The organism is Ktedonobacter sp. SOSP1-85 (assembly GCF_016587415.1).
GTDB lineage: Bacteria > Chloroflexota > Ktedonobacteria > Ktedonobacterales > Ktedonobacteraceae > Ktedonobacter.
The window spans coordinates 2,286,139-2,311,796 of the sequence record NZ_BNJI01000001.1 but is presented as its reverse complement, the minus strand read 5'-3'; the positions used below and the strand labels follow the sequence as shown (position 1 = coordinate 2,311,796).

General features: G+C 55.3%; 23 protein-coding genes. 13 read left to right on the top strand and 10 right to left on the bottom strand.

The genetic code is table 11. The features are described from left to right. The first annotated feature begins 1 nt into the window (after position 1). On the top strand, positions 2-982 hold the full coding sequence (locus tag KTE_RS09675) for a YafY family protein (protein ID WP_201380565.1): 981 nt from the start codon (positions 2-4) through the stop codon (positions 980-982). Positions 983-1,044: 62 nt separating this feature from the next. Here KTE_RS09675 and KTE_RS09670 read toward each other — a convergent pair whose 3' ends face one another. The 4 genes from KTE_RS09670 to KTE_RS09655 form a co-directional block, all read right to left on the bottom strand. Further along, a complete protein-coding gene (locus KTE_RS09670) occupies positions 1,045-2,283 on the bottom strand; it encodes a TIGR00300 family protein (protein WP_201380563.1) in 1,239 nt (412 codons plus the stop codon). A 141-nt stretch (positions 2,284-2,424) separates the two neighbouring features. After that, a complete protein-coding gene (locus tag KTE_RS09665) occupies positions 2,425-2,982 on the bottom strand; it encodes a Dna2/Cas4 domain-containing protein (protein WP_236600652.1) in 558 nt (185 codons plus the stop codon). A gap of 34 nt (positions 2,983-3,016) precedes the next feature. Continuing rightward, positions 3,017-3,427 carry a hypothetical protein gene (locus tag KTE_RS09660; protein WP_201380559.1) on the bottom strand — a complete coding sequence of 137 codons (411 nt, stop codon included), beginning with the start codon at positions 3,425-3,427 and terminating at the stop codon, positions 3,017-3,019. Between the two features lie 173 nt (positions 3,428-3,600). Further along, positions 3,601-4,176, bottom strand: a complete 576-nt coding sequence (locus KTE_RS09655; RefSeq protein ID WP_201380558.1) for an HDIG domain-containing metalloprotein — start codon at positions 4,174-4,176, stop codon at positions 3,601-3,603. Positions 4,177-4,440: 264 nt separating this feature from the next. On the opposite strand from KTE_RS09655, the gene KTE_RS09650 reads away from it, so the two are divergent. From KTE_RS09650 to KTE_RS09640, 3 genes are all read left to right on the top strand, one after another. Continuing rightward, on the top strand, positions 4,441-5,454 hold the full coding sequence (locus KTE_RS09650; RefSeq protein WP_201380557.1) for a dipeptide epimerase: 1,014 nt from the start codon (positions 4,441-4,443) through the stop codon (positions 5,452-5,454). A 199-nt stretch (positions 5,455-5,653) separates the two neighbouring features. Further along, entirely contained in the window at positions 5,654-6,322 is a 669-nt protein-coding gene (locus KTE_RS09645; RefSeq protein WP_201380556.1) for an ATP-dependent Clp protease proteolytic subunit, read from the top strand. 17 nt (positions 6,323-6,339) lie between these two features. Further along, on the top strand, positions 6,340-6,999 hold the full coding sequence (locus tag KTE_RS09640; protein WP_201370934.1) for an ATP-dependent Clp protease proteolytic subunit: 660 nt from the start codon (positions 6,340-6,342) through the stop codon (positions 6,997-6,999). 75 nt (positions 7,000-7,074) lie between these two features. Here the strand turns inward: KTE_RS09640 and KTE_RS09635 are convergent, their stop codons facing one another. Beyond that, positions 7,075-8,130 carry a DUF1611 domain-containing protein gene (locus tag KTE_RS09635; protein WP_201380555.1) on the bottom strand — a complete coding sequence of 352 codons (1,056 nt, stop codon included), beginning with the start codon at positions 8,128-8,130 and terminating at the stop codon, positions 7,075-7,077. A 225-nt stretch (positions 8,131-8,355) separates the two neighbouring features. Between KTE_RS09635 and KTE_RS09630 the strand changes: the two genes are divergently transcribed. The 3 genes from KTE_RS09630 (at position 8,356) to KTE_RS09620 (ending at position 11,066) form a co-directional block, all read left to right on the top strand. Then, entirely contained in the window at positions 8,356-9,645 is a 1,290-nt protein-coding gene (locus tag KTE_RS09630; protein WP_201380553.1) for a carbohydrate kinase family protein, read from the top strand. A 239-nt stretch (positions 9,646-9,884) separates the two neighbouring features. Beyond that, complete coding sequence (locus tag KTE_RS09625; protein WP_007907502.1) at positions 9,885-10,343, top strand: hypothetical protein; 459 nt, start codon at positions 9,885-9,887, stop codon at positions 10,341-10,343. 96 nt (positions 10,344-10,439) lie between these two features. Further along, complete coding sequence (locus tag KTE_RS09620; protein ID WP_201380551.1) at positions 10,440-11,066, top strand: molybdenum cofactor guanylyltransferase; 627 nt, start codon at positions 10,440-10,442, stop codon at positions 11,064-11,066. Between the two features lie 74 nt (positions 11,067-11,140). Here the strand turns inward: KTE_RS09620 and fni are convergent, their stop codons facing one another. The 3 genes from fni to purB form a co-directional block, all read right to left on the bottom strand. Beyond that, positions 11,141-12,277: a type 2 isopentenyl-diphosphate Delta-isomerase gene (fni, locus tag KTE_RS09615; protein WP_201380549.1), complete on the bottom strand. Its 1,137-nt coding sequence runs from the start codon at positions 12,275-12,277 to the stop codon at positions 11,141-11,143. Between the two features lie 118 nt (positions 12,278-12,395). Continuing rightward, positions 12,396-14,048: a hypothetical protein gene (locus tag KTE_RS09610; protein ID WP_201380546.1), complete on the bottom strand. Its 1,653-nt coding sequence runs from the start codon at positions 14,046-14,048 to the stop codon at positions 12,396-12,398. Positions 14,049-14,201: 153 nt separating this feature from the next. Then, complete coding sequence (purB, locus tag KTE_RS09605) at positions 14,202-15,515, bottom strand: adenylosuccinate lyase (RefSeq protein WP_201380544.1); 1,314 nt, start codon at positions 15,513-15,515, stop codon at positions 14,202-14,204. A gap of 560 nt (positions 15,516-16,075) precedes the next feature. On the opposite strand from purB, the gene rpmE reads away from it, so the two are divergent. The 4 genes from rpmE to KTE_RS09585 all read left to right on the top strand — a co-directional run bounded on the left by rpmE (position 16,076) and on the right by KTE_RS09585 (position 20,086). Then, complete coding sequence (gene rpmE, locus KTE_RS09600) at positions 16,076-16,285, top strand: 50S ribosomal protein L31 (protein ID WP_201370942.1); 210 nt, start codon at positions 16,076-16,078, stop codon at positions 16,283-16,285. 199 nt (positions 16,286-16,484) lie between these two features. After that, a complete protein-coding gene (locus KTE_RS09595; RefSeq protein ID WP_201380542.1) occupies positions 16,485-17,972 on the top strand; it encodes a glycosyltransferase in 1,488 nt (495 codons plus the stop codon). A 119-nt stretch (positions 17,973-18,091) separates the two neighbouring features. After that, on the top strand, positions 18,092-19,060 hold the full coding sequence (locus KTE_RS09590; protein WP_201380541.1) for a DUF1385 domain-containing protein: 969 nt from the start codon (positions 18,092-18,094) through the stop codon (positions 19,058-19,060). Positions 19,061-19,360: 300 nt separating this feature from the next. Continuing rightward, on the top strand, positions 19,361-20,086 hold the full coding sequence (locus tag KTE_RS09585) for a dual specificity protein phosphatase family protein (protein WP_236600340.1): 726 nt from the start codon (positions 19,361-19,363) through the stop codon (positions 20,084-20,086). Here KTE_RS09585 and KTE_RS09580 read toward each other — a convergent pair. Then, complete coding sequence (locus KTE_RS09580; RefSeq protein WP_201380539.1) at positions 20,029-20,916, bottom strand: HAD family hydrolase; 888 nt, start codon at positions 20,914-20,916, stop codon at positions 20,029-20,031. The two genes, KTE_RS09585 and KTE_RS09580, sit on opposite strands and share 58 nt — an antisense overlap. Before the next feature lie 429 nt (positions 20,917-21,345). Here KTE_RS09580 and KTE_RS09575 point away from each other — a divergent pair, with 429 nt between their 5' ends. Further along, the gene (locus tag KTE_RS09575) at positions 21,346-22,749 is read left to right on the top strand and encodes an HD domain-containing protein (RefSeq protein WP_236600338.1); all 1,404 of its coding nucleotides are present in this window, start codon (positions 21,346-21,348) and stop codon (positions 22,747-22,749) included. A gap of 63 nt (positions 22,750-22,812) precedes the next feature. Here the strand turns inward: KTE_RS09575 and KTE_RS09570 are convergent, their stop codons facing one another. Then, a complete protein-coding gene (locus tag KTE_RS09570) occupies positions 22,813-23,910 on the bottom strand; it encodes a tetratricopeptide repeat protein (protein ID WP_201380537.1) in 1,098 nt (365 codons plus the stop codon). Positions 23,911-24,230: 320 nt separating this feature from the next. Here KTE_RS09570 and KTE_RS09565 point away from each other — a divergent pair, with 320 nt between their 5' ends. Then, complete coding sequence (locus KTE_RS09565) at positions 24,231-25,613, top strand: S1C family serine protease (protein WP_201380535.1); 1,383 nt, start codon at positions 24,231-24,233, stop codon at positions 25,611-25,613. The last annotated feature ends 45 nt before the right edge of the window (positions 25,614-25,658 follow it).

Here is a 25,658-nt window from a genome sequence, read left to right as displayed (position 1 = left end):
CATGTACTTTCCCACGACACGCGTCCTGACGGTACTCGAATTATTGCAATCGCGTGCGCGCATAAGTGGCCCCGAACTGGCGGAACGCCTGGAGGTAGATGTGCGCACCATTCGGCGCTATGTCACGATGTTGCAGAGCATGGGCATTCCTGTGCAAGGTGGGCGTGGGCGCTACGGCGCATATCATCTCCGCCCAGGCTTCAAGCTTCCTCCATTGATGTTTACCAATGATGAGGCCCTGGCGCTAACGCTGGGACTCTTTGCCGCGCGTAAACTGGGGCTGGCCGAGGCGACGCCCGCGGTTGAAGGGGTCGCGGCCAAAGTTGAGCGTGTCTTACCCCTGGAACTGCGTGGACAAATGCAAGCCCTCCAGAACACCCTGGAGTTCCAGAGCCTGAACGCTAAGGGTGTGGCGCGGGCTGAAGTCATCTCTGTCCTCTCAACGGCGGCCCAACTTGAGCAGAGCGTCTTTTTGAGCTATCAGGCCTTCAAGAGCGAGGTTTCTGAGCGCGAGGTAGACCCATATGGCCTGGTCTATCGCATGGGCTACTGGTACATGGTTGGCTATTGCCACCTGCGCCAGGACCTGCGCAGTTTTCGCCTGGACCGGGTGTTAGAGGCCTGTATGGGTGATAAGCCCTTTACGCGCCCTTCAGGTTTTAACTGCCTTGAGTATGTCACGAGGGGCATTCCTATGACGCCTGCGCGCTGGTATATCGAAGTTGTGCTGGAGGCGACGTTAGAGGAGGCCCAAAGTATAGTCTCGCCTACTATGGCCCTACTGGAGCAGGTGGAGGGCCAGGAGCGGCAGGTCTTATTTAAGTGCTATGATGATGACCTCGACTGGATGGCGTATCACCTGGCGGGTTTGTGTTGCCCCTTTATTGTACGTGAGCCACAGGAACTCTGTGATGCGCTTTTCCGCCAGGCTGAGAGAATGCGTGACCTGGCGGAACGGGCGAGCCGTCGAGAGCAGATATAACAGATTGTTAGTGGGACGAGGCCTTCTGCGGCCGCATGTGCCCCGCCTCACTAACAACCTGTTTAAGCCAGTTCTTTTTCCAACTGGTTGATAGATTCGAGGAGCTCGCGCAGGAAGAGCTCTGCATCCGTGACCAGCCCCGCGGCCTGGAAGGTGCCGCGATCCGCCAACTTGGTCACAACCGCTGGATTGATATCGACAACGACGGTACGCACACGTGCGGGCAGGAGATTACCCGTGGCGATGGCGTGGAGCATCGAGGCAACCATAATCGTCATATCGACATCCTGGACGACCTCGCGCATATGGTGCTGCGCGACCGGCATATCTGTGATGACGCCAGGCATTGGGCCATCATCGCGGATAGAGCCCGCCAGCACCAGGGGAAGGCCGCGTGTCACCGCCTCATAGGTAATACCCTCGCGCAGCAGGCCAATCTCAATCGCTTTCTCAAGCGAGCCGACGCCGCGCATGGAGTTAATGGCGCGCAGGTGGTTACGATGCCCGCCCTCGACCTGCTCGCCCGTTTTCAGGTTGACGCCCAGGGAGGTACCAAAGAGTGCGGATTCAATGTCGTGCGTAATGATGGCGTTGCCACCAAAGATGGCGTGGATATAGTTGCGACGAATCAACTCGGCCACATAGCGGCCCGCGCCAGTATGGATTACGGCGGGCCCAAGTACGAAGAGGATCTTGCCGCCCCGCTCGCGTATCTCGTGCATCTGGCGCGCGATATTTTTGATGGCCAGGACCTTGGCGCGCTCGGATGAGACATCACTTTGCATAAAGGCAAAGGTCTCATGCCCACGCTCGCGCTCGTAGGGTTGTACGCGAATACCTTTGTGCCCAACGACGACCTGGTCGCCCTTGCTCACCTCATGCATGGGTTTGCAGTAGACTCGCTGTTTCTCAGCCTCGACCACCACCACCACGTCCATCTCGATATTCTCTACCAGGACCCACTTGCCACCAATGCGGATCTGCGTGGGCAGATTGGTCGTCGAATAGAAATTGGGTGGCAAGACGCCATCCTGGGTGACCATCTCGGTCTGGGTATCCTGAGCATCAACCAGAATGGCTCCAAACTGCTGTAGCTCTGAGATAATAAGTTCTAGCGTTTCGGGATCGGGAGCCTCAACCTGGAAACGCGCATAGCTTGACTCTGACTTCTGCTTCCCGATGCTAATTTCCTGGACGGTGAAGTTCCCACCGCGATCCATAATAGTATCCCAGGCGCGTGGAAGCGACCAGGAGTCGATAATATGTCCACTCAACTCCACTACTTCATGAAATGTACCCATAGATATGTTCTCACTTTTTATAAGGGGCAACCCCTCCATATCGGACCAGTAGGTGATTCTGCTGCTAGTGTAGTCCCTCTATAGAAGGCTTGTCAATCAATGGATGAGAAGGGGTTAGACCTGCTTTTTTACATGCTCTACTTACTTATCTCGGCCAATGGGGCAGATTTGTTGAAAGACACAGGCCCGGCACTTGCTGGCGCGCTGTGTCTTCAAGGGTGGGGGATCCTGGGGGCCACGCTGTTCCATGTCTGAGAGCAGGCGGATAACCTTCTTGCGGAGCGCGGGTGTATAGTCGATGGTGAAATCACGGTCGGCATAGCGCACGATGCCATGCGTGGGGGGAATCTCTGAGTAATCTTCCAGGATCAGGCAGTAGGCAATAAGCTGCATAACGTGGTTGCTAAGGGGCTGTGTCACGCCTGAGACGGTCAGTTTCAGCCCAATGGGAATGAGCCTCCCATCGGGATGCTGCACGATATAATCGGGTTTGCCAATGAGAGGATAGTTGCTGGAGTAGAGCGTCTCTCCCTGCCCATCGGCGTCCTCATACACAAGTTCACCAGGCAGGCCCAGCGCCTGTTTGTACTCTTCGTGTAGCCGCTCTTGCTGGCGTACACGCTCATTATGCCAGAGTAGGAGCAGGGCTAACGCGAAAAGTAAGAGTCCCAGACCTCCTGGTAACAGGATGTTCCCCACCAAAATACCCCCTCTTGCTTAGTAACCCAATCACTCAATGCAGAAAGGCTGAGGCAATGATCAGCGCCAGGGCCAGGACGACCAGGGCCACGATGACGAGCACCAGGCGCCGCATGGCATCATTGGAATTGGGTGTCAGGATACGCTCCTCCTTCCGCTCCGCGACCTCTTCCGCGTGCTCGCGATGTTGTGCCTTCCCTTCTTCAAAGGCACCTCGACGTAGCAGGAGTTGCTCTATGACCTGGTATTCAGGGAGTGAGGGCGCCTGTGCATCGTGCTCCTCCTCCAGTTCCACCAGACGCGCGAAAAGCTCATCATCATTACCCCGAGCCATGGGATCATAGCGCTCATGCCACCAGGAGAGCGAGCAGTATTCAAAGGAACCGACCTCACTAGCGGTAAAGAGATGCTGTGATTGATGTTGTGGCTTGCGTCGCTGCTGCATAGTCCTGGACTTTCCTAAAGCTCTTTACTGGGTAAGCCAGCCAGTTGTAGGGTCCAAGCTTGCTTGGACTTCTTCCGCGAGCAGAATGCCTGGCTCATGGGTTTAAGGCCATGCAAGCATGGCCCCTACAAATTATACGTGTGAAGGTGTAATAATTATTACGTGTGAAGGTGTTAAACGGCTATGCCTGCCAACCCCAGGTCTTCCGCTACGGCAGACATGGCCGCAATCACAAAGGCGATATGCTCATTCAGGTCAACGCCTAGCTCCTCGGCGCCCTTGACCAGGTCCTCGCGGTTCACGCCCGCGGCGAAGCCCTTGGCCTTCATCTTTTTGCGCACCGAGGAGACCTCCAGTCCATGAATACTTTTATCTGGGCGCACCAGGCTAGTGGCTGTGATCATGCCTGTGACCTCGTCGCAGGCATAGAGCGCTTTGGAGAGCAAATCCGTGCGCGGATGCGTCTCAAGATTGAGATCATTGTGGGCCAGGATGGCGTAAATAATGCGTTTGTCGTAGCCAGCATCACCCAGCCAGACGGCGGCGACCTGCGTATGCTGGTGCAGATCGGGATACTCCTCATAGTCGCAGTCATGGAGGAGTCCCGTTATTCTCCACAACTCTTCGTCCTCACCATAAGAACGCGCATAGGCGCGCATAGCGGCCTCAACCGAGAGCATGTGCCTCTGGAGGCTGATATTCTGGACATGGCTTGTCATCAGTGTATATGCATCTTCTCGTGTCGGCATACTATTCCCTTTACTTCTTCTCCGAAAACCTGAGCGCGGAGCGCTAGTCACGTGAGTGGTGTTGGGTTTCGGAATAAGATCTTACTAGATTGAGTAGAAAAGCGCATTGGCTAACAGTTTGGTCATATTGGTAGTGTATTATAGCATAGCTCTGGCGTAACGCTGCCACCTCGCTATTACTCTTCCCCCTTTACCCTTTCCATCGGGCTTGTCTGGCTGCTAGAATATAGCAGACCCACCGATTAGATGAGGAGAGAGGAACCTATGATCCATATTGACGCGAAACCTATTGATCTTAAGTTGACCACGCCTTTTCGTATTGCGCGCTCAGTGCAGCATGTCGCCGCGAACGCGGAGGTACAACTAACGTATGGTGAGCATATTGGGTATGGCGAGGCCGCGCCCAGCCGCTACTATGGTGAGAGTGTCGAGACCGTTCTGGCTTGTATCTCGCTCTTCGCGGGCAACCTGGGTGACGATCCATTTGTGATCGATGACATTATGAGCCGCCTGGACAAGGTGATTGGTCGTAACCCCGCCGCGAAAGCTGCCGTGAATATGGCGCTCTATGATCTTGTGGGCAAACAGCTGGGGGTGCCGCTCTATAAACTCCTGGGCCTCGATCCGGCACGCACGCCCTACACTTCCTTTACCATTGGTATCGATACGCCTACCGAGATGGCCAAGAAGGCGCTGCTCGCCAAGGATTACCCTATTTTGAAGATCAAGGTTGGCACCAAACAGGACCTGGAGATCATCAAGGCTATTCGCGAGGTCTCTTCCGCGGTCATTCGCGTGGATGCGAATGCTGGCTGGACGCCTAAGGAAGCGATCAAAAATATCAATGCCATTGCGCCCTACAATATTGAATTTGTGGAGCAGCCCGTCCCCGCGCACGATCTGGCAGGCCTCAAGCTGATTCGCGATAATGTGCCCCTGCCCATTATCGCGGACGAGAGCGCCGTGGCCCTGACGGATATTCCTCGCCTGAGCGAGTGCGTCGACGGCATCAATCTGAAGCTGATGAAGAGCAATGGTATCACCCAGATCCTGAAGATGATCCATGTTGCGCGCGCCCACGACTTAAAGATTATGCTTGGCTGTATGATCGAGAGCTCGCTTGCCATTACCGCCGCTGCCCACCTGACACCATTGGTCGACTACGCGGACCTCGATGGCAACCTGCTCGTTGACGACGACCCCTATACCGGCGTCACCGTCGAGCAAGGCAAACTGGTCCTCCCCGAGGGACCCGGCCTCGGCGTCAAACCCCGCTAAAGTTTCGTATTGAAGATTGAGAGAGGGAGCGTATGAGTGGGTGGCCGCCCGCTCATACGCTCCCTCTCTCTTCAATTTAAGTCATATTGACACATATCTATTCTTGAATTATCATACGATCAAACATGTAATGTACCTCTTACAGGATTGCACTACTCAGGCCGAACCAGGTTTGCATGAGAGAAGCAAAGGAGACGTTATGAACGTAGCCAGGAGAACTCCCGGCAATGAAGAGGGCGATATCCTCGCGCAAGCAAGGCAGCCATTCCCCTCTATTGAGAATATGGCCTCGTATCGCAGAGAATCCGCACGTATCAATGAAGTTCCCTCGCGCTTGCTGAGAGAGCGCATTGTTTTTGTGCCTCCCTTTATCAATGATGAAATCGCTAACTACCTGATTGGCGTCCTACTCTACCTTGAGAGCGACGACGCTTCCAAGGAGATTAGCCTGTATATAAACTGTCATGGCTCCCTGGACGGCAACCTCTACTATGGCCTGGGCATCTATGATACGATGCGCTATCTGAAGCCAGAGATCACGACGGTCTGCCTGGGGGCGGCGCAGGGTGTGGCCGCTGTGCTGCTCGCCGCAGGTACCAAAGGCAAGCGCTTTATCCTGCCGCACTCGCAGGTCGTTCTGCATCAGCCCTTAAGCTCGGTCAAAGGCCAGGCTAGCGACATCGAGATTCGCGCCCGTGAGCTGCTACGCCAGCGCCAGAGTTTGTACGAGATTCTGGCCGAACATACCGGCAAAAGCGTCGACCAGGTTATGCAGGACGCCGACCGCAGGCGCTACATGACGGCGCAGCAGGCGGTCGAGTACGGCCTGGTCGACGAAGTGATTACACGCGAGGAATTGGCGCAGTAAGCGGAAAGGCAGCAAATATGGTAGAAATCATGGATAGCATTGTGTACCCCCACGATCCCCGGTGGCAGCGCGAGGTGCAGCGCGTGGGTTTGCGCTCGATTCCCTCTATTCGCAATGAGTATCGCGGGGGGCGCGAGGGTAGCTATGGCATTGAAGACCTGCTGTTAAAGGATCGTATCATCTTGATCGGCAAGCCTATCGATGATATGGTGGCTTACCAGACGATCATGCTCCTGCTCTACCTGGAGCACGAGGACTCTTCGCAGGACATCAGCCTGTATCTCAATTCGCCAGGGGGAAGCGTCACGGCGGGCCTGGCCATCTATGACACCATGCAGTATATCAAGCCGGATGTCTCGACGGTCTGCGTGGGCATGGCCATGAGCATGGGTTCAGTCCTGCTCGCGGGAGGCGCGAAGGGAAAGCGCTTCTCTCTCCCCAACTCGACCATTCTGATTCACCAGCCATTGATCTCGGGCGAGATCGCGGGCCAGGCCTCCGACATCGAGATCGAGGCGCGTGAAATTATTCGCACGCGTAGCGAACTCAACGAACTCCTGGCTAAGCATACTGGCCAGTCCGTCGAGCGCATCGCCCAGGACTCGGATCGTGACAACTATATGACGGCGCACCAGGCCGTAGAGTACGGCCTGATAGACGAAGTATTAGAGAATTAATTGAGATAAAAAAGACCTGGCTGGCATGTGCGAAGCACATGCCAGCCAGGTCTTTTTTATCTCAATAACCCGTGTTTAGTGAGTGGAGAAGTGCTGCTGGAGTGCGTCCATCAGTTTCTCGGCGCCGAAGCGGATGACGTCGGTAGTGGGAAGGCCGGTCTCTTCCTCGGCGGCTTTGATGGCGGCTTGTGCCTCCTCATCGTTCATCCCAACTGTCATCAGTGCCAGGCCCACGACTTTGCACTTGCCATCCTGGCGAATCCAGTCGATAGCATCTTCATTGATGGAAATCAGGCGTTGTAGCGATGGGAGCGGGCAATTCTCATAGCCATCAATGGTTTTTGCGCCCGCCAGGTGGCAGAAGATCATGGCATCTGGCGCGGAGCCGTGGATCAGTCCCAGGGTTACGGGAGAATAACCGGGGTGATTAAGCGCACCCTGTCCCTCGACAAAGACCCAGTCATGCTCCTCGGCCAGTTGGAGTACCTGTTCCTCTACCATGCCCGCCACAAAATCGCTGATGAGGTGGTCGATGGGGAGACCATTGTTGGAGATCATGATGCCGGTCTGGCCTGTTGCCAGGAAGGACCCATTGAGGTCGCGTTGGGCCGCGACACGTTCGAGTTCCAGGGCCACCGTCATTTTGCCCGCGGAGCAGTCGGAGCCAACCATCAAAACCGTGTGGCTGCCAGGGCGGTGAGGGGCGAATTTGGCCACGCGAGGTTGCCCCTGGGGACGGCGTACATCCCAGATCGTGACGCCCTTCTGTTCTGCCGCCGTGCGCAACTCCTCGTCGTCGGAAATAAAGGTATGCAGGCCGCTGATGATGTCCAGGCCATGCTCTATGGCTGTGGTGAGCTGCCAGCGCCAGCTTGGAGGTAGCGCGCCCCCCACCGGGGCAATGCCGATCATCAGCGCATCTGGCTCATATTGGAGGGCCTCGTTGATATCACGCACCATGGGGATATCCTCGCCCAGGGCGACATTGAGGGCCTGGGCCACATTCTTGCCCGCGTGAGTGCTATCAATCACGGCGACCACTTTGTCCTTGCTATACCGGATGACGCCAGTCGCTGTCTTGGCTCTGTGCAGAGTAAAGGCCGCCTCCGCCAGGATCACAATTCTTCGCATTGTGCAGCTCCTTCTGAAAAATATAAGATTGTCTACTATAATTTCTCCCTTTATATAATGCCAATGTCAATGCCAATGTCAATGCCAATGCCGATTAAGCAGTCGGTGAAGGCACACTAAAGGGAAACTAACTGGTAGCGCATAGGGAAGGTTGTACGTGTTTAAATGTAAAGGTGATTCCCAAGCAGCCGCAACGTAGTTGAATCCCTGGAAGGATAGATGTTTATGTACGATGAAGAGCAGCAAGATGATCAGGAAGAGCGTTTGAGAGCCAGGACATTTCCACTGAGCAGTACCCAGCTAGCGCTTGATGTCGAAATCATTGTCGCGGGTCATATTTGCCTGGATATTACTCCGGCTCTGTCTGAAGGCGTGGGGACATTGACTCCCGGTCGATTGGTTGAGGTAGGAAAAGCGGGCCTTGCAGCCGGTGGGCAGATCGCGCATACTGGCCTGGCTTTACATAAACTCGGCGTCAATACGGGCTTGATGGGCAAGGTGGGCGATGACCTCTTTGGGCAGGCAATCTTTCGCCTGTTGTCCTCGTATGATTCCAAGCTGGTAGAGAGTATGGTGGTTGCGACGGGTGAGGAGAGCGCCTATTCGCTTGTGCTGGGTCCTCCCGAGGGGGAATCTGTGGTGCTGCACTCGGCGGGATGCAATACGACCTTTGGCGCGGAAGATGTCCGTTATGAAATACTTTCAAAGATCGCGCTCTTCCACTTTGGCTATCCGTCGATGATGGCGCGGATGTATGAGGATAACGGCGCGGAACTGGCGCAGGTTTTCCAGCGCGTCAAAGCCTCGGGCGTGACAACCTCGCTCGATATGTGTGTGCCTGATCCCAGCGCGCCCGCGGGTCAGGTGAACTGGCGCGAAATTCTGACGCGTACCCTGCCATATGTAGATGTGTTTCTGCCTGGTATTGAAGATCTTCTTTTTATATTGGATCGCCCTCTCTTTGACAAGCTCTCCTCGAAATCTGGTAAAGGGAGTATGCTCGATAAAATCAAGCCTGATGTGATCTCACAATTGAGCGATACCTTGTTGGAACTTGGCGCGAAAATTGTTGGTATTAAATGTGGACATCGGGGTTTATACCTGCGTACCGCGAATGCGGAGGTGCTGGAGGGCCTGGGACGCGCTCAACCAACCAGCCTGATCAACTGGTCTGAGCGCGAGCTATGGGCACCCTGCTTTGAAACGCAGCTTGTAAGCCCCAGGGGGGCAGGGGACGCAACCATCGCGGGTTTCCTGCTGGGATTACTGCGCGGGATGCAGCCCGTGTCGACCCTGGCGGCGGCCTGTGCCGTAGGGGCCTGTAGCGTCGAGGCACCTGATGCGTCGAGCGGCATCCGAAGCTGGCCTGAGACCCTGGAACGGATCGCCGCGGGGTGGCCACGCCTGCTCCCTAAGGGAAAATCCCGCTCGCCCCTCGATATGCAGAGCTTTAAGTGGCGCTGGCACGAGACGCAAGAGGTGTGGATCGGCCCAGGTGATAGCCATTACGCGTAGCTAATTGGTTTACCTCAATACAGGAGAGCGAAAGGGACATAACCGCGACAACAGGTTTGGCATATGCTGGCGTGGGGAGGGCTTCAATTGGCTTGCTAAAAGGATGGGCAAGCAGGGGCGAAGAAGGCTGGTAGGAGGGTGTTTGGGCTACCTGGTTGCCCTCTAGACTCTTACAGGCATCCATGCTATCATAAAGTTCATCGCATGGCGTGGATACACGATAAAGGAGTTAACTTTTCATGCAAACCAACCTGTTCCGCTGGTTATTCGAGGATCCCGTTACCGCCGGGTCCAATGGTGGACTTCCCGGGACCGAGCCGTTTCATTTTCTCTGGCCCTGGCTTATCTTCTGTATTGCGGGTCTTTTAATCACTTTTTACTACTCAGTAGAGGGCCGCAAGCGTTTTGTGAAGAGCAAGCCCCTGGCGAAGCGTATGCTGGACAATTACCTGGGCTGGTTCGCGGTCATTTGTTTTATCGGGCTACCCCTGATCTTCGCGCGTGTCTACCTCGATGGTTACTTCTTTGCCTGGCGTTTCTGGCGCTACCTCTGGCTGTTGAGCTTGCTGGTCTGGGCTGGCGTCTGGGTGTTCCACCTGGTGAAGCGCTATCCGCAGGAGCGTGCGGGCTATGATGCATACAAATCACGTCAGCAGTATATGCCCCGAGGAAATAAGCGCAAGGCGGCCTCGCGCTAAGTGCCTATTCGGAAACCTGAGCGCGGAGCGCTAGTCGCGTGAGCGACGTTGGTTTCCGCATAAGAAGCAACCCTTGAAGAGAGCACATTCACAAAGATGAGAACAACAGCGGGCATTCTGCTCGTAGGGGGACGAAGTCGCCGCATGGGGCGCGATAAAGCGCTGCTTCCATTGCATGCGGGTGAGTCACCAGGCCACTTCCCTGTCGAGGCTGAGCAGCAGACCTTTGTCGCACACCTGACCGCTCTCCTGCGTACGCGCTGTTCGGAGGTGATCCTGGTGGCGCGTGATGAGGAGCAGGGTAGGCGTTATGTGCTACCTGGCGTACGCATTGTCGCCGATGTCGAGGCGGATATAGGTCCCTTGATGGGACTCTATAGCGGCCTACAGGCAATAGAGGCCACCCATGCCCTGGTCGCCGCAGTCGATATGCCGTTTGTACAACCGGCTATGCTCGACTACTTGCTTGCTCAGAGGCTTGATGAGGCTATAGTCGTCCCGCGTGTTGAGCAGATCCCACAGGTATTGCTGGCTGTGTATCCACGTGCACTGCTCCCGCTCATTGAAGAGCGCCTCAGGGCGGGACGGCGTGATCCGCGTTCATTGCTGGAGAAAGCGCGTGTGCATTATTTAGAGGAGGCGCAACTGCGGCGCGTTGATCCCGGTTTGCGCTCCTTTGTGAATGTGAATACGCCAGAAGAGTTACAAAAAGCAGGTTTATAATCAGGATAGTGGGTATGGTATGAGTTCGCAGCCAAAGACTGCCAACTCATACCATACCCACTATCCTGATTTAATTATTCTCCTGGGCGCAGGCGTTTCCAGCGGCGTTGTGCCAGGCCCCTGAGCTCGTCCTCGAAACCGCGTTGCTGGAGCCAGGCGCGCGTCTCTCCCGTTACGACCACGTCCGTCTCATGTAATTGCTGAATACTGGCGGCTCCGCTCAACTGCATCGCCACTTTGAGTTCGGCGATGAAGCCTTGCAGGAGTTCGCAGACCGCCTCATAGCCCTGACTGGCCGCTTTCAAGAAGGGGAATCCCATGCCCACCAGGGACGCGCCGAGCGAGAGGGCTCGCGCCGCATCCAGGCCATTGCGCACGCCACCGGTAGAGATCAGTGGCAGACGGGCGACACCACATTCGACGACCGCGATAGGGGTTGGAATGCCCCAATCGCGATAGAGTGCCCCGATACGCATGGTTTGCTCATCGCCTCGTGACTGTGAGCGGAAGGCCTCCAGGGCCGACATACTGCTCCCGCCCGCGCCCCCAACATCAATAGCCGAGACACGGCAGGAACGCAGGATCAGGGCCTGCTCACGGTTGACGCCCGCGCCCGTCTCTTTAGCGATGACGGGCAGCTCTAATTGTGGAATAAGCTTGCGCAGGGCCTCAACCTCGCCAAAGGCGCGCCGGTCGCCCTCGGGCTGTGCCGCCTCCTGCAAGCTATTCATATGGATCGCGAGCGCGTTAGCGCCAATCATTGCCGTGGCACGCTGCACCTGTTCAATGGTAAAGGGTGCGTGGCGCTCCTGCGCGATCAGTTGGGGTGCGCCAATATTGGCAATCAAGAAGGCGTGGGGAGCCTGTTCACGTGTCACTGCGAAGCTGTCAGAGACCTCGGGATTGACGATAGCGGCGCGCTGGCTGCCCACACCCAGGGCCAGACCGTACTCTTCAGCGGCGCGTGCCAGGTTGCGATTGATCGTGAGCACATCGGGATGCCCACCGGTAAGCGATGAAATGAAGAGAGGATAGCGCAACCGTTGTCCGAGAAACTCGACCGAGGTATCGACGGCATCTAGATCTACCTCTGGCAAGGCCTGGTGTACCAGGCGGATGTCGCTCCAGTTTGCCTGCTGGGGCGCGGAGACATCCCGCTCCAGGGCGATGTTGACATGCTCAATCTTGCGTTGTTTTACTTCATCGGTCATGCGATCTGCGGTCCTTTCTGCATGGCTGGCTTCCTCAAGCGAGCCACTTCCTTCTTATGCGAAAACCAACGCCGCTCACGTGGCTAGCGCTTCGCGCTCAGGTTTTCTAATAGGAAGCTTACTCAAGAGCGTGGCGACCCCGGATTCTGGCTATTAAGAGATAGACGAGTGGAAGGCCAAAAATTATGGCAGTCTGATAAGTAGCAATAGGATCTCGACTAAAACCAGTGAACGCGTAGAGAAGTAACGCGGTCGCCGTCAGCATAAGGATTGTGATCGAGAAGAGATCGAGACGACGTAGTACGACAGCCCAGAAGAGCCATAAGACATACCAGGGCCAGAACCAGCCAGAAACCAGGCTTAAATACCAGAAAATGGTAATCGTCCATCCATTTACTAGTGTATCGATGCTTGCCAGTTGCCCTTCCGGGTCAATTTCACGTGTGAATTGCTCAGGAAGTGGTTGCCTGACAGCCAGGCGCGCATCGCGGATCTCGCCAAACTGGCGCATATAGATCAGCACAAACACAAAGGTGGCTGAGGCGCGTACCGTCAGGTCCGCCGAGGCCACGGGATTGAGATAGGATGGCATGTGCGAGAGCTGCGCAAACCAGGTGAAGAGGGCGCGTAAGGGCAGGGCCAGGAAGCCTGCCGGTGAATGTACAAAGTGAGCCATATCGATGGCTGAGGTTAAGGCGAAGAAGGTGTTAGCTCCATTCCAGAGCGGCAAAAAGAGGAGCAGCGTTGGCAGCAGCATGGCCAGAAGGCGCCAGGTAAAGGCGAGCGCTACCTGCCAGGGGTTGCGGGTATGGTCCACGCTAAACCAGGCATAGAGTGGAAGCACCAGGAGTGCGATCAGGTTTGTGCTGACCGCCAGGCCAAAGCAGAGGAGCGCGCCAGCGGCATAGCGTGGTTGCCTTGCACGTAGCAGACACCAGGTACCCAGCAGCAGGAGGAACATACAGAGTCCCTCGTTATGGCCGTTTCCGGCCAGCTCAATCAGGGCCAGGGGATTCCAGGCATAGAGCAATGTACCCACCAGGCGGCGCGAGGGCGCAAGCCGTCCGAGAATGCTCCAGACGAGCAGAATATTAAGCAGATGCGTGAGTAAGGCCAGGCCTTTAAAGAGCAATAAGAGAAACGCCAGCGAGGCGCTTAACTGAGTGATGAGGGCCGAGAGATAAAGCCAGAGAGGGGCATAGGTGCTTGCCTCGTGGCGGCTGGAGAGAATCCAGGGATATGAGGGATCGGAAGGGATCTGGGCGGGCGTGGTCCGAAAGGGATCGAGATGATAGGTGGCTAGTGTCCGCCCGGCGAAGATATAGGTAAAGACATTATCTGAGAAGAGCCGTGGGAGGAGTAATAATGTCAGGCCAAAGAGCAGAGCGCTCCCAAGCAGAAATAGCAGCCAGTGTGAACCCTTCGTATCTATATCTACATGAGCACGTAGACTGCGTAGCGCCAGAACATAGAGCACATTGAGGAGTAGCAGCGTCGCGCCAAAAAGCAAAGCGGGTAGTTCCACAAACTGGAGCTTCAGGGCTGGCAGACCTGAAGTGAGCCATTGAAAGGGTTGAACCAGCCAGGGGTAGCTGGTTGAAAGTGGAGTTGAGCTCAGGTGCAGGGCTGGCAGGGGCGAGATCGCGAGGAGAAAGAGATACAAAAGCTCTGTGGCGATAGCTAGCCAGAGTAGCCCCCAAAGTGAATGACGCGTCTGTGTCTTCACACCAGTTGATGGTGGCGCGAAGGGTGGCAAAAGTTTATTTAACAAACAACATATAACCTCTATTTTATTTATATTGCCTCAAGGGACAAGATGACCATCATATTATATAGCATCCAGCCAGTAGAGATATTGAATGGACGTGTGGCCTGGGCTTCGCCCAGGCCACACGTCCATTCAATATCTCTACTGGCATAGCATTTATGCTAAACCTACGCGTTTGAAGGAGGTATCGACATGCTTAGTGTAGAAGTCGGTATTGGTCAGCTCCTCTAGCTCGGGGCGGGAGAGGTACTGGGTAACCTCGCTATCGCTGCTCAGGGCATTGAGAAGGGCAGGACCCTGAATGGGACCTGTGCTAGCCATCGCCCAGACTTTCTTGGCGTTGCGCTGGACCATCTTGTAGGCCTCCTGGCGGCCAACACCCTTATCGATGAGGGCCAGTAGGATGCGCTGCGAGAAGACGAGACCACCGGTCATACCCAGGTTGGCCAGCATGCGCTCTTCGTCAACCTGCAGGCCATCGATGACATTGGTGAAGATGTGCTGCATATAGTGGAGGATGGTGCAGGAATCTGGAATGATCACGCGCTCCGTCGAGGAATGGCTGATGTCGCGCTCATGCCAGAGGGCCACATTCTCCATCGCCGTCACGGCATAGCCACGCAGCAGGCGAGCCAGTCCACAGATGCGCTCACAGAGCTCGGGATTGCGTTTATGGGGCATGGCGGAAGAGCCCTGCTGACCAGAGCCAAAGGGCTCGAAGGCCTCGCTTAGTTCGGTACGCTGCAAGTGGCGAATCTCCTGCGCCATCTTCTCAAGCGAGCCGCCAACCTGGGCCAGGGCGGTAATAAAGTGCGCGTGGCGGTCGCGCTGGACCACCTGGTTAGAGATGGGAGCCACGCCCAGGCCCATCTGCTCGCAGACAAATTCCTCGATGTGGGGTGGAATCGTGGCATGCGTGCCAACTGCTCCCGAGATCTTGCCGACCGAGACCTGCTCAATCGCGGCCGCCAGGCGCTGCTGGTGTCGCTTCAGCTCATCGTACCAGAGGGCCAGTTTCAGGCCAAAGGTGAGGGGTTCGGCATGAATACCATGTGAGCGTCCAGCCATCAGGGTATACTTATACTTCTTCGCCGCCTCACCGACGACCTCAACCAGTTTAGCCAGAGAAGCGCTCAAGAGTTCGCCGGCATCTTTCATCTGAGCCGCCAGGCCAGTATCCAGCACATCGGAGGAGGTCATGCCCAGGTGGATAAAGCGACCCTCGGGTCCCAGTTGCTCCTGAATTGAGCGCAGGAACGAGATCACATCGTGATGGGTCTCGCGTTCGATCTCCTTCATCCGCTCCGCGTTATAGCGAGCATTGCGAATTTTGGCGATATCTTCAGCGGGAATGACTCCATCTTTAGCCCAGCCTTCACAGGCGAGCAGTTCAACCTGGAGCCATTTGTCGGTCTTATTCTTATCGGACCAGATAGCAGCCATCTCTGGCAGTGTATAGCGTTCAATCATGGTAGTCTGATATAACCTCAGTTTGTGTTAGTGGGGGGTGACATTTTCGTCCGCTGTAAGTGTATCACATCACCACTCTGAGCAAAACTCATCCTCGCGCCTGCGACGCTCGGGATAAGGGTGTGGTGATGTGAGGGCATAGAGGAGTGCCAAAAAGTGTTATCTATGGTAGAATATGAGCGAAAAAGCGTATGGGAGAGGACCAGTACCAAAAGTTTGGCCCCTCTGGACGCACATAAACGCAGGGAATACTGTATGCTCCTATTCTGTTCTCTATAGGGAGAGGGATAGGTTGTTATTATGGCTGATCGGTGCCATGCATCTTGACGTGGCGAGACCAGACATGTACAATCTTCTCACACGTAGAGATCAGACAAGTATAATTTTCTCCTACGCGAAAAAGACTTATCCGTGAAAGCGGAAGCTCAACTCGAGCAAAGGGGTTTAGTCGTTCCTCTTATGAAAAATGGCTCCCCGTAAGGGGAAAGGGAAAAGAAAGGAGCGGCTTTGTTCCCTCACATGGCGAGCAGCCAGGAGTCTCCACAAGGCCGATTTGGTAGATGAAACAAGGAATCCATCCAAACGTTATTGAAGCCACAGTGAGCTGTGCCTGTGGCAGCACTTTCAAGACCTTGAGCGTTAAGCCCGTCCTCAAAGTTGACGTGTGCTCAAAGTGCCACCCGTTCTTCACTGGTCAGCAGCGTATTCTAGACACCGCTGGCCGTGTGGAGCGCTTCCGCAAGCGCTTTAGCTTGGAAGAAGAAGAATAGGCCTTTTGCTTATGGAAAAGGGATAAAGGAGACCTCCTGGAGGTCCTTTATCCCTTTTTTGCAGTCTGTGAGATGGTTGATGCATCCAGTAAGATCTTATTCCGAAACCCAACGTCACTTACGTGCCTAGCGCTCCGCGCTCAGGGTTTTCGGATCAGAAGTAAGATGGATGCACCGATTTTAGGGGGTGAGTTACCTGGTGAAGCAACGCACCATATTGTTCCTGATCGCGGATACTGGAGCCGGGCATCGTAGTGCTGCCAATGCCATTCATAATGCGATCAAACTTATTTCGCAGCAAGAGCAGGAAGCCTGGCAGGCGCAACAGGTAAACCAGCACACTGATTCAGAAACGACAGGCGCTACCAGCAAGGCTACGAACTCCTTACCCGAACCGACAAACTACCGCGTTGAGATCGTAGATGTCTTTGAAGAGTATAGCCGCTTCCCGCTACGTGAGGCCGTCAAGCTCTATGGCCCAACCATTCGCTATAATCCTAAACTCTTTGGCGATGTCTTTCATTTAAGCAACCAGGAGGGAACGGTCAAGGCCGTTCAAACGCTGGCTACGCCTCTGATCCTCAATGGACTCATGCGCTTGATTACCAGCGTCCAGCCAGATATCATCGTTTCTATTCATCCACTGCTCAACCATGTAACGGTGCATGCCTTACAGGAGTTGGGCCTGAAAATTCCCTTCTTGACCGTGGTCACCGACCTGGTAACGGTCCACTATACCTGGTTTGCCGAAGGGGCCGATGCCTATATTGTGCCCACCGAGGAGGCAAAGCGGCTCTACTTGCAGCGCGGATTGGACCCTAAGCGCCTGCATATGCTTGGCATGCCCATTGATCCCAAATTTACCTTGCCCACCGAGGAGAAAGAGGCGTTACGCAAGCGCTTTAATCTCCAGGACGATCTGCCGACGGTTCTGCTGGTTGGTGGTGGTGATGGTGCAGGCGGCTTGCAGGCTGCCGTCAAGGCTATTTCACAGGCGCGTCTCCCCGTACAACTGATGGTGGTGACCGGACGTAACCGTCGTCTCTACGCGCATCTCCAGCGCACGCGTTCAAACTTCCATGTCCCGGCGAAGATCTTTGGTTTTGTGCATAATATGCCGGAGTTGATGCGAGCCGCCGATATTATCGTAACTAAGGCGGGTCCCGGCACGATCTGTGAGGCGCTCTCCTGTGACCTGCCAATCATCCTCAGTGGCTATGTACCTGGGCAGGAAGAGGGCAATGTTGAGTTCGTGCTCCATAATGACCTGGGCGTACTCGCGCTGGACCCACGCACACTGGTGAACGAGTTGCGCAAACTCATTAAACCTGGTTCCGAGATCTTGCAGAGGCGCCTGGCGAATGCGCGCAACATCAGCCGCGCGCGCGCCTCCTTCGATATCGCGCAATGCATTTTGAGCTACCTTCCCGCGCCCGAGACCGGAAGCATCTGGCAGTCGCGACAGTGGCAGCGGCAGCAACAGCGTCTCTCTGGTCGCCTGCGCTCCTCGATCCGCATTCGACGCCAGGGGGTGCGCGTGCGTCGCCCGGTGATAAGCAAGACGCTACTACGCAATCCAGTAATGCGTCGTTTCGCGCGTACGCGTGACATCTCAGAGAACAGCACAACGCTGGATACCTCTCCGAACGAGCGTGCGGTTAAACGCTTCAGAAGGATACGTCGATAGTAACCAGCAGAGGCGTCATTGGTTGGTATGAAGACTGATGACCCTTTATATCACTCTTTGTATCAATCTTTATATATAACACGCTCTATGAGATGTGCGCCCTATTAAAGGAGATCGTTATGGCCAGGTTTTATTATGGTGGGCAGGCGGTGATTGAAGGGGTCATGATGCGGGGAAAGACGTCTTTCGCGGTCGCGATGCGCAAGGCTGATCAAAGTATCTATGTGTATGAGGAGCCGCTGCCAGAGCGCCTTCGTAGTAAGTTTTTTAGCTTGCCCTTTGTGCGTGGCATATTGCTGCTCTGGGAGACCCTGGTCCTCGGTTCACGCATTATGACGCTTTCGGCCAATGTCGCCTCCGAAGAGCCTGGCACTGAGTCCGATAATCAGGCAACCGCGAAGGCAGAGCAAGCTCCTGCCAATGAAGATCCAACGAAGATGAGTGGATCAATGACCTTCTCGCTGGTTATCTCCATGACCATCGCGGTGGCGATCTTTTTTGTGGGGCCGCTGGTGGTGACGAATCTCCTGGGGCATTGGATCGGCACAGGCTGGCTAAGCCTTATCCTGGAGGGTGTGCTACGCCTGGCGCTCTTGATTGGCTATCTCCTCCTGATCGGTCGCGTGCCTGATATTCAGTGTGTTTTTGGCTATCACGGTGCCGAGCACAAGGCAATTAACGCTATGGAACACGGTGACCCGCTGGATGTCGCGCATGTGCGTGCTGCCACGCGTGTGCATACGCGTTGTGGGACCGGTTTCTTGCTGATTGTCGCGGTCCTCTCGATCTTCGTCTTTGCCCTGGTGGTGACGCCCTCGTTGCCGATTAAACTTCTATCGCGTATCGTGCTTGTGCCGATTGTGGCATCCATCGCGTACGAATTGATGCGCCTGGGCGCGGCCAACTATCGTTTGCGCCTGGTACGCTGGCTGCTTGCCCCTGGCCTGGCCTTGCAGAGCTTGACAACGCGCGAGCCGGATGATGCAATGATTGAATGCTCGATTGCCGCTCTGCAACGCGTACTGGAGAAGGACCAGAAGGCGGAAGCTGGGGCGCAAGAGCCCGCGCCGCTTGTGACGGCCCAGTAAGCCTCATGAGAACGCGCTCCTTCTGGTAGGGACCCGCTTTAGCGCGTCCGAATGCCATTCATGGCAGTGCGGCGCAAGCCAAACCTTCGTGTGGGCAGCAGGCAACCTATCGTGCGAGATAATGTCTGGGAACGGTTCGGGCTGCGCCCACAGGCGATCAATCGCCTTCGGACGCGCTAAAGCGGGTCCCTACCAAGAGGGAAGCGCTTCCCAATAAAGCGGGTCCTCACCAGAGGATGCGTTTCCCAATTTTCCTGCAAAATCCATACATCTTGGAATGGGAAGGATCAATGTATCGTGATGCAATCAGAATCAAAACAGGTCGCTCCACCTCCCGGTGAGAGGCCAGAAGATACAAATATCAAGGTCTTTGCCGCGGTTGAGCAGGCTGAACTAGAGCAGCAGCAAGCCTCCTCTCCAGCTCGGGCGGTCAAATTTTCATTTTGGCGTTGGGGCACCAGTGGCGTCATGCGCCTCCTCTATCGCTACTGGACGCGTATCGCCGCGCGTCTCTGCCCGGAGGATTCGCTGGGGGAGCGCATCGCCCATGCTTTGCGCGTTCCGCTGCCCGATAAGCTCAATATGAGCTGGGTCAACAGTCATCTCGCGGTTGGTGGCCGGGTACGCCCCGAAGATATTGCGGCACTGGCGAAGGTTGGGGTAACCCATGTCGTCGATACGCGTTCAGAGTATTGTGACGACGCGGAAGCCATGCGTGCACAGGGAATTGAGCTTTTGTATCTGCCCACGCCTGACACCTGGCCGCTGAGCGTTGAACAGTTGCTAGAGGGATCGCGCTGGGTCAATGCGCAACTGCAAAAGGATGGGCGGGTCCTGATCCACTGTGAGCATGGAGTAGGGCGCAGCGTATTGCTAACCTGTTCCGCACTGGTGTATGGAGGTATGCATGCCTCGGAGGCGCTTGAACTGGTGCAGCGCCAGCGCTGGCAGGCCGCGCCCAATGGTCGTCAGGTTGCGCGCTTACGCGAATTTGAAGTAGCTTGCAAGTCGCTGCCAAGAGCATAACGTTCGATTGCTTCAGCAACGCCATCCTCGGCGTTGCTGGCGGTGATCGCCTTCGCCGCCTCGCGTACCTTCGCGCGTGCCTGCCCCATGGCGACTCCCCAGCCCACGCTTTGCAGCATCTCGATATCGTTATTCCCATCTCCTATGGCCATAACCTGGCTGAGTGGAATAGCTAGATAGTTTGCCAACGCCTGGACACCGCTGGCCTTGGAGCAATGTTGATGCATGATGGATAGCTCGGCTGTGCGATAACTGCCCAGGGGAGTTGTATTCCAGGCGCACTCAAGGGCTGAGATCTCAGGAAGCATACGCTGAATAATCTCCTCCGATGTAAAGGCGACGACGCGTAGGGGATCAGGCTGGCCGAGACAGCAGTGCTGATAATGCAGACGCCGGAGACCTTGCGCGATTTCGAGGTAGGGCGCGATCCAGGTCGTATCAAACTCCTCTGGGCCGGTCCAGGTCTCCTCTTGCTCCTCATGGTAGTGATGAATGATAGGCTGGACCTTGTGCCGAACCAGGATCTCCAGGGCCTGGTGCGCGATCTCGGCCTGCAACTTCTGCGTATGGAAGATGCGCCCACCAGGATGTTCAAGGATCAAGGCGCCGTCATACATAATGATCGGGAGGTCTATGCCCAGCTCGGAGGCGATATAGCCAGTGTTGACGTAGCGCCGGGCCGTAGCTAGTGTCACGATAATGCCTTCCTCGCGTGCCTGCTCTATCGCGGCGCGTGTACGCGGCGTGATATGTTTGTGTGGGTCGAGGAGCGTACCATCAATATCGATTGCGATCATTTTGATAGATGTGGGTGAAAGAGGTTGTTGCATAGCTTTTAGATAAATTATCTCATTCTAGTAGTTGATAGAGAAACTGCTCATATCTGTTGTATGGGATCTGCTATCCTCTATGCTCTGGCCTGGGTGCTAAGGCGTATTCCAGGTGCATAGTGCTCTTGTGCTTATTATAGGAAGTATGAAGCGACCTTGCAATGTTGAGCAAAAAAAGTACCGTGTGTGCAGCTCACAGACATTTCCATACTCTCTTTGTCGGCAGAGAAGAAGAATAAGAGCAGGGGTATCATACCCCTGGTATGGGGATGTCCTGGCATCATAAAATATGTATAGGCTTTTTTGTTTGGAACTAGATGGTAGAAAGATAGGGCGATACTGGTGGGTACGAATATGCAAGAAGAACAATTTGCTGAAATGGAACATACTCCTCACTTTGAGGTGAATGATAGAGAGCAGAGTACTAAGATGGAGAGAACACAACCAGTGGATACGAGCGTGATTCAGCCGCATATGCGCCATCACTGGATTGATAATGAGGACCTGCCGCTGTTGCCTGATATGCAGCCGATCAGCACAGTGCGCGATAGCCTGTATGAATTGATCCCCCTGGGACCACGCGAGATTAAGCTGATTGGAACCCCTGAGTTTCTCCGTTTGCAGCAGGTGAAGCAGCTTGGCTTTGTCTACCGCATCTGGCCGGGGGCGACGCATACACGCTATGAGCATAGTCTTGGTTGCTATCACCTGACTGTGCGGGCCTTACGAGCGCTGCTCCAGCGTGGCGAGCGTGGTGGTTTGGATGGGGTCGCGGTCAGCAGCATCCAGGCGCTTGTCGTGGCGTCTCTGCTGCATGATATTGGCCACTATCCCTACTCACACACGATTGAGGAGTTGGGTTCCCCGATTCTGTTGCACGAGCGTATCGGGCGCACGGTGATTGAGAAGAGTTCTATCGCGGATGTGCTGGAGCGCGACTATCATCTCTCGCCTGAGCGCGTAGCCGATTTCATTGATCCCCCCAAAAACCGGCAGCGCCATCCCGATGATGAACTGCTCAGCCACCTCTTGAGTGGCCCCCTGGATGTCGATAAACTGGACTACCTACCACGGGATGCGCGTGGCTGTAACGTTCCCTATGGAGGCGTGGATGTCTCGCGCCTGTTGGGGTCGCTGCTGGTGCATAAGGTGGATGGGAAGCGTAGCATCGTCGTTACCCATAAGGGTGTCAGTCCCCTGCATTCTCTCCTCCATGCGCGCCAGGAGATGTTTGACAATATCTACTGGCATCATACTAGCCGCGCCTTCCAGGTGATGCTGGTGCGCGCGGTCCAGGATGCGCTCCAAAGCGGGCAGCTGAAGGCGGACCAACTGGTGGGCCTGGATGACTACTCGCTGATGACCCTGTTGCGCAGTGAGCCCATGCCGCAGAGCACACGCGCCCTGGCTGAGAGCCTGACCAATCGTCAGCCACATAAAGTCGTGCTGGAGATCAGCCGCATGGCCGGTCGCTTCTTTAACCGCCTGGATGCGTTGTTCTGGGACGCGGAACGCAGACGGCGGGTGGAGTGCCAGCTAGGCGAGCGTCTCTCGGAGGTTCTGGATACCGAGATTGCCGAGCATGAGCTGCTCTTTGACATTCCGCGACCGGAGAAGTGGGAGATGGATCTCAATATCGTGTTTGAGCATCCGCCCGTGGGCATGAAACCCTTTATGAGCTGGGTTGAGGTGACCGGACTCCAGCCCGATGACCTGGCGCGTTATGAGCAGCACCAGCGCCGTATTCGCCTGGTGGTGTCGGAGCGCCTGCGGTCATCATTGACCTCGCATCGCGACGATATTGTCCTGCCCACCCTGGAAGAACTGGTATAAGATAACGATAATGCGTGTGGGGTAGGCTTCGCCTACCCCACACGCATTATCGTTATCTTATGTTTATGCTTGAGGGTTTACCGTGTGCAAGACTGCCTTCTCGCGCTTCTGATACATCTGCTTTAAGGCTTTTTCGCGTAGGCGGAGCGCGGGCGCATACTCCATATCCAGGCGAAGCGCATGCTCGGAGCAGCGGGCGGCCTCGCGGTAGCGCTCAAGCCTGAAGAGCGTATCGGCCTTGAGCGTCCAGAAGCGAACGCTATCGGGGTCAAGCTGGAGTAGTTGATCGAGCGTCTCGTCGGCCTCTTCATAGAGGCCCAGACCACGCCAGGCACGCATATAGTTCTCCCAGGCAAAGAGATTATCAGGCACCTGGGCGATGAGTTCGCGGGCCACCTCTTTGAGGGCGTCGTACATCTCAAGCGAGCGCAAGGCCTGTACGGCCTGGATGAGTGAGGGCGTATGACCAGGATGCATGAGGAGCGCCTCGCGCGTCACTGCTATAACCTCTTGCATACGGCCCAGGCGGCAGAGGATCTCGCCCTTCATTTGCAGCACAAAGAGATTCTGTGGGTCCAGCTCAAGGGCTTTACTGAAGTTTTCGAGGGCTTCGTTAAGGCGATTAAAGTTGAGCAGAGCAACGCCCTGGTTGGCCCAGGCTCGTGCATCATCAGGAGCGAGCGTGACCGCGCGTTGGGCGCTCCGCAATGCCTCGGGGAAGCGTTGTTGCAGCAGTTGTAGCCCGCTTCGATTCAGCCAGGCGAGCGGGAGGTTAGTATCGAGCAGGAGTGCCTGGTCGTTGGCGATGGTGGCTTCAGAGATGCGCTCCAGTTTCTGTAAGGCACGCGCCTTGAAGGCCAGGCCTTGTGCTGAATTGAGCGCGGCCTCAAGCATACGCCTGGCCGTCTCCAGGAGAGCTTCATAGTCGCCCATGGCATCGAGCGCCGTTGCCAGGCCGATAAGCGCCTCTTTATCCTCCTCATTCTGCTTGCTTAGCTCGCTGAAGTAGAGAATGGCCTGCGACCAGTTCTGGGCTTGCAATTGCTCCTGAGCCTGCTGGCGTAACTGGTCAGGTGTAAGCTTGTTCTCGCCTGGATATTTATGCGTAGGTTGCTGCTCGGGCTGATTGAATGTATTCACCTTTTGTGTATTCTCTTCCATTTATACGCTGCTCTTCTCTGCTCGGTTTCGTCCCATTATCTCATTAACAGCAGTTATGGGCAACCCCTTTCCTTCTTATGCGAAAACTAACGCCACTCTCGTGGCTAGCGCTAAATTGCTCAGGTTTTCGAGTAGGCACCCAATATTTGAAACTATACAAAATTTTTACAAAACCTATAAAGATTTCTAAAAATACCCTTGTATAGTATGAACAAGCAAGTAGAAGTTGACTTGCTATGGTCCTTATCGTTATCTATAAGGCATAAACACCAGGGCATGAACACCGCTTTCTTATATGCATCGTGTCAGGAGGATACTAGATGCTCAACGAAAATGATTCCGCGAATGATGTGGCAAATGATACGACAAATGGTACAGATTATACAAAAATTGATATGTATTCACCATCTACGCAGGATGCCGAACAGTATTCTGGTTCGCAGGAGACCTTAGATGAGCATGAGAAGGTGCAGCCACTGCCACAGGCAGGGCAGCCCGCTTCCTGGGCTCAACAGACGCAGGCTGGTACCTATGCCGCCTCAGCGCCCACTGGGTCGGTACCTCCGCCCGTTGGACAGCCGCCGGTGCGCAGGGGACCCAGTACGGCATCTATAGTCCTATTGGCAGTAGTACTCCTGCTCGTCTTTGGTACGGGCCTCTTCGCGGGCTGGCAATTTGGGCGCGGTGGTGTAAGTGTACCCAGCTCGTCACAGGCTGGCCTCCAAACAGATAGCAGTTCACACTCGCAGGTAACCATCCCTGCACTGAGCGATAACAATATTCAAACTGTACGTGAAGCGGTGGTGACAAATATTCAGCCCGCGGTCGTACAGATCTCGACCGGCTCCAGCCTTGGTTCGGGCGTCGTAATTGATAAGCGTGGATATATCGTAACGAACAATCACGTGGTCGCGAATGCCCAGAGCCTGACCGTCAAGCTCTTTGATGGTAATCAGTTGCGCGCAACCCTGGTTGGTACGGACGCCACGGATGACCTGGCGGTGGTCAAGATCAATCCGCCTGCCAACCTGGAGACTGCTAACCTGGGCGACTCATCCTCGCTCAAGGTGGGTCAAGAAGTGCTCGCGGTCGGCAATCCGCTGGGGAACTCGCAGACGGTAACTCACGGTATCGTGAGCGCGCTGGGGCGCAATGTCTCAGAGGGTAACGGCGCGACGATTCCGAATACGATTCAGACGGATGCGCCAATCAACCCTGGTAACAGCGGTGGCGCCCTGGTCGACTTGCAGGGCAATGTCATTGGCATTCCAACCCTGGTCGCGATTAACTCAGAATATAACACGCCTGCCAATGGTGTTGGCTATGCCATCCCGTCCAACCGGGTGAAGTTTATCGCCACACAGTTGATCAATGGTGGAAAAGTGACGCATACTGGTCGTGCAGCCCTCAATGTAACTGTGGTTGCTGTCGATGCCAGTATGGCGCAGCGCAACGGACTCGCAGTGCAGCAGGGTGTGATGATCGTCGAGGTGACACAGGATGGAGCAGCAGCCAAGGCTGGCTTGCAGGTGAATGACGTCATCGTACAGATAGATAACAAGAATGTTACCGATTCATCTTCGCTCTCAGATGCTCTTCTGAGCAAGAACGTGGGCGACAAGGTAGCCGTCAAGGTCTACCGTGGCAACCAGCAGTTGACCATTAATGTGGCCCTGGGTGAGTTGCAGGCGCAGACCAAGTAGACAAACAACTTTGACAACACCTCATCGGCCCTTACAGGTTGATGG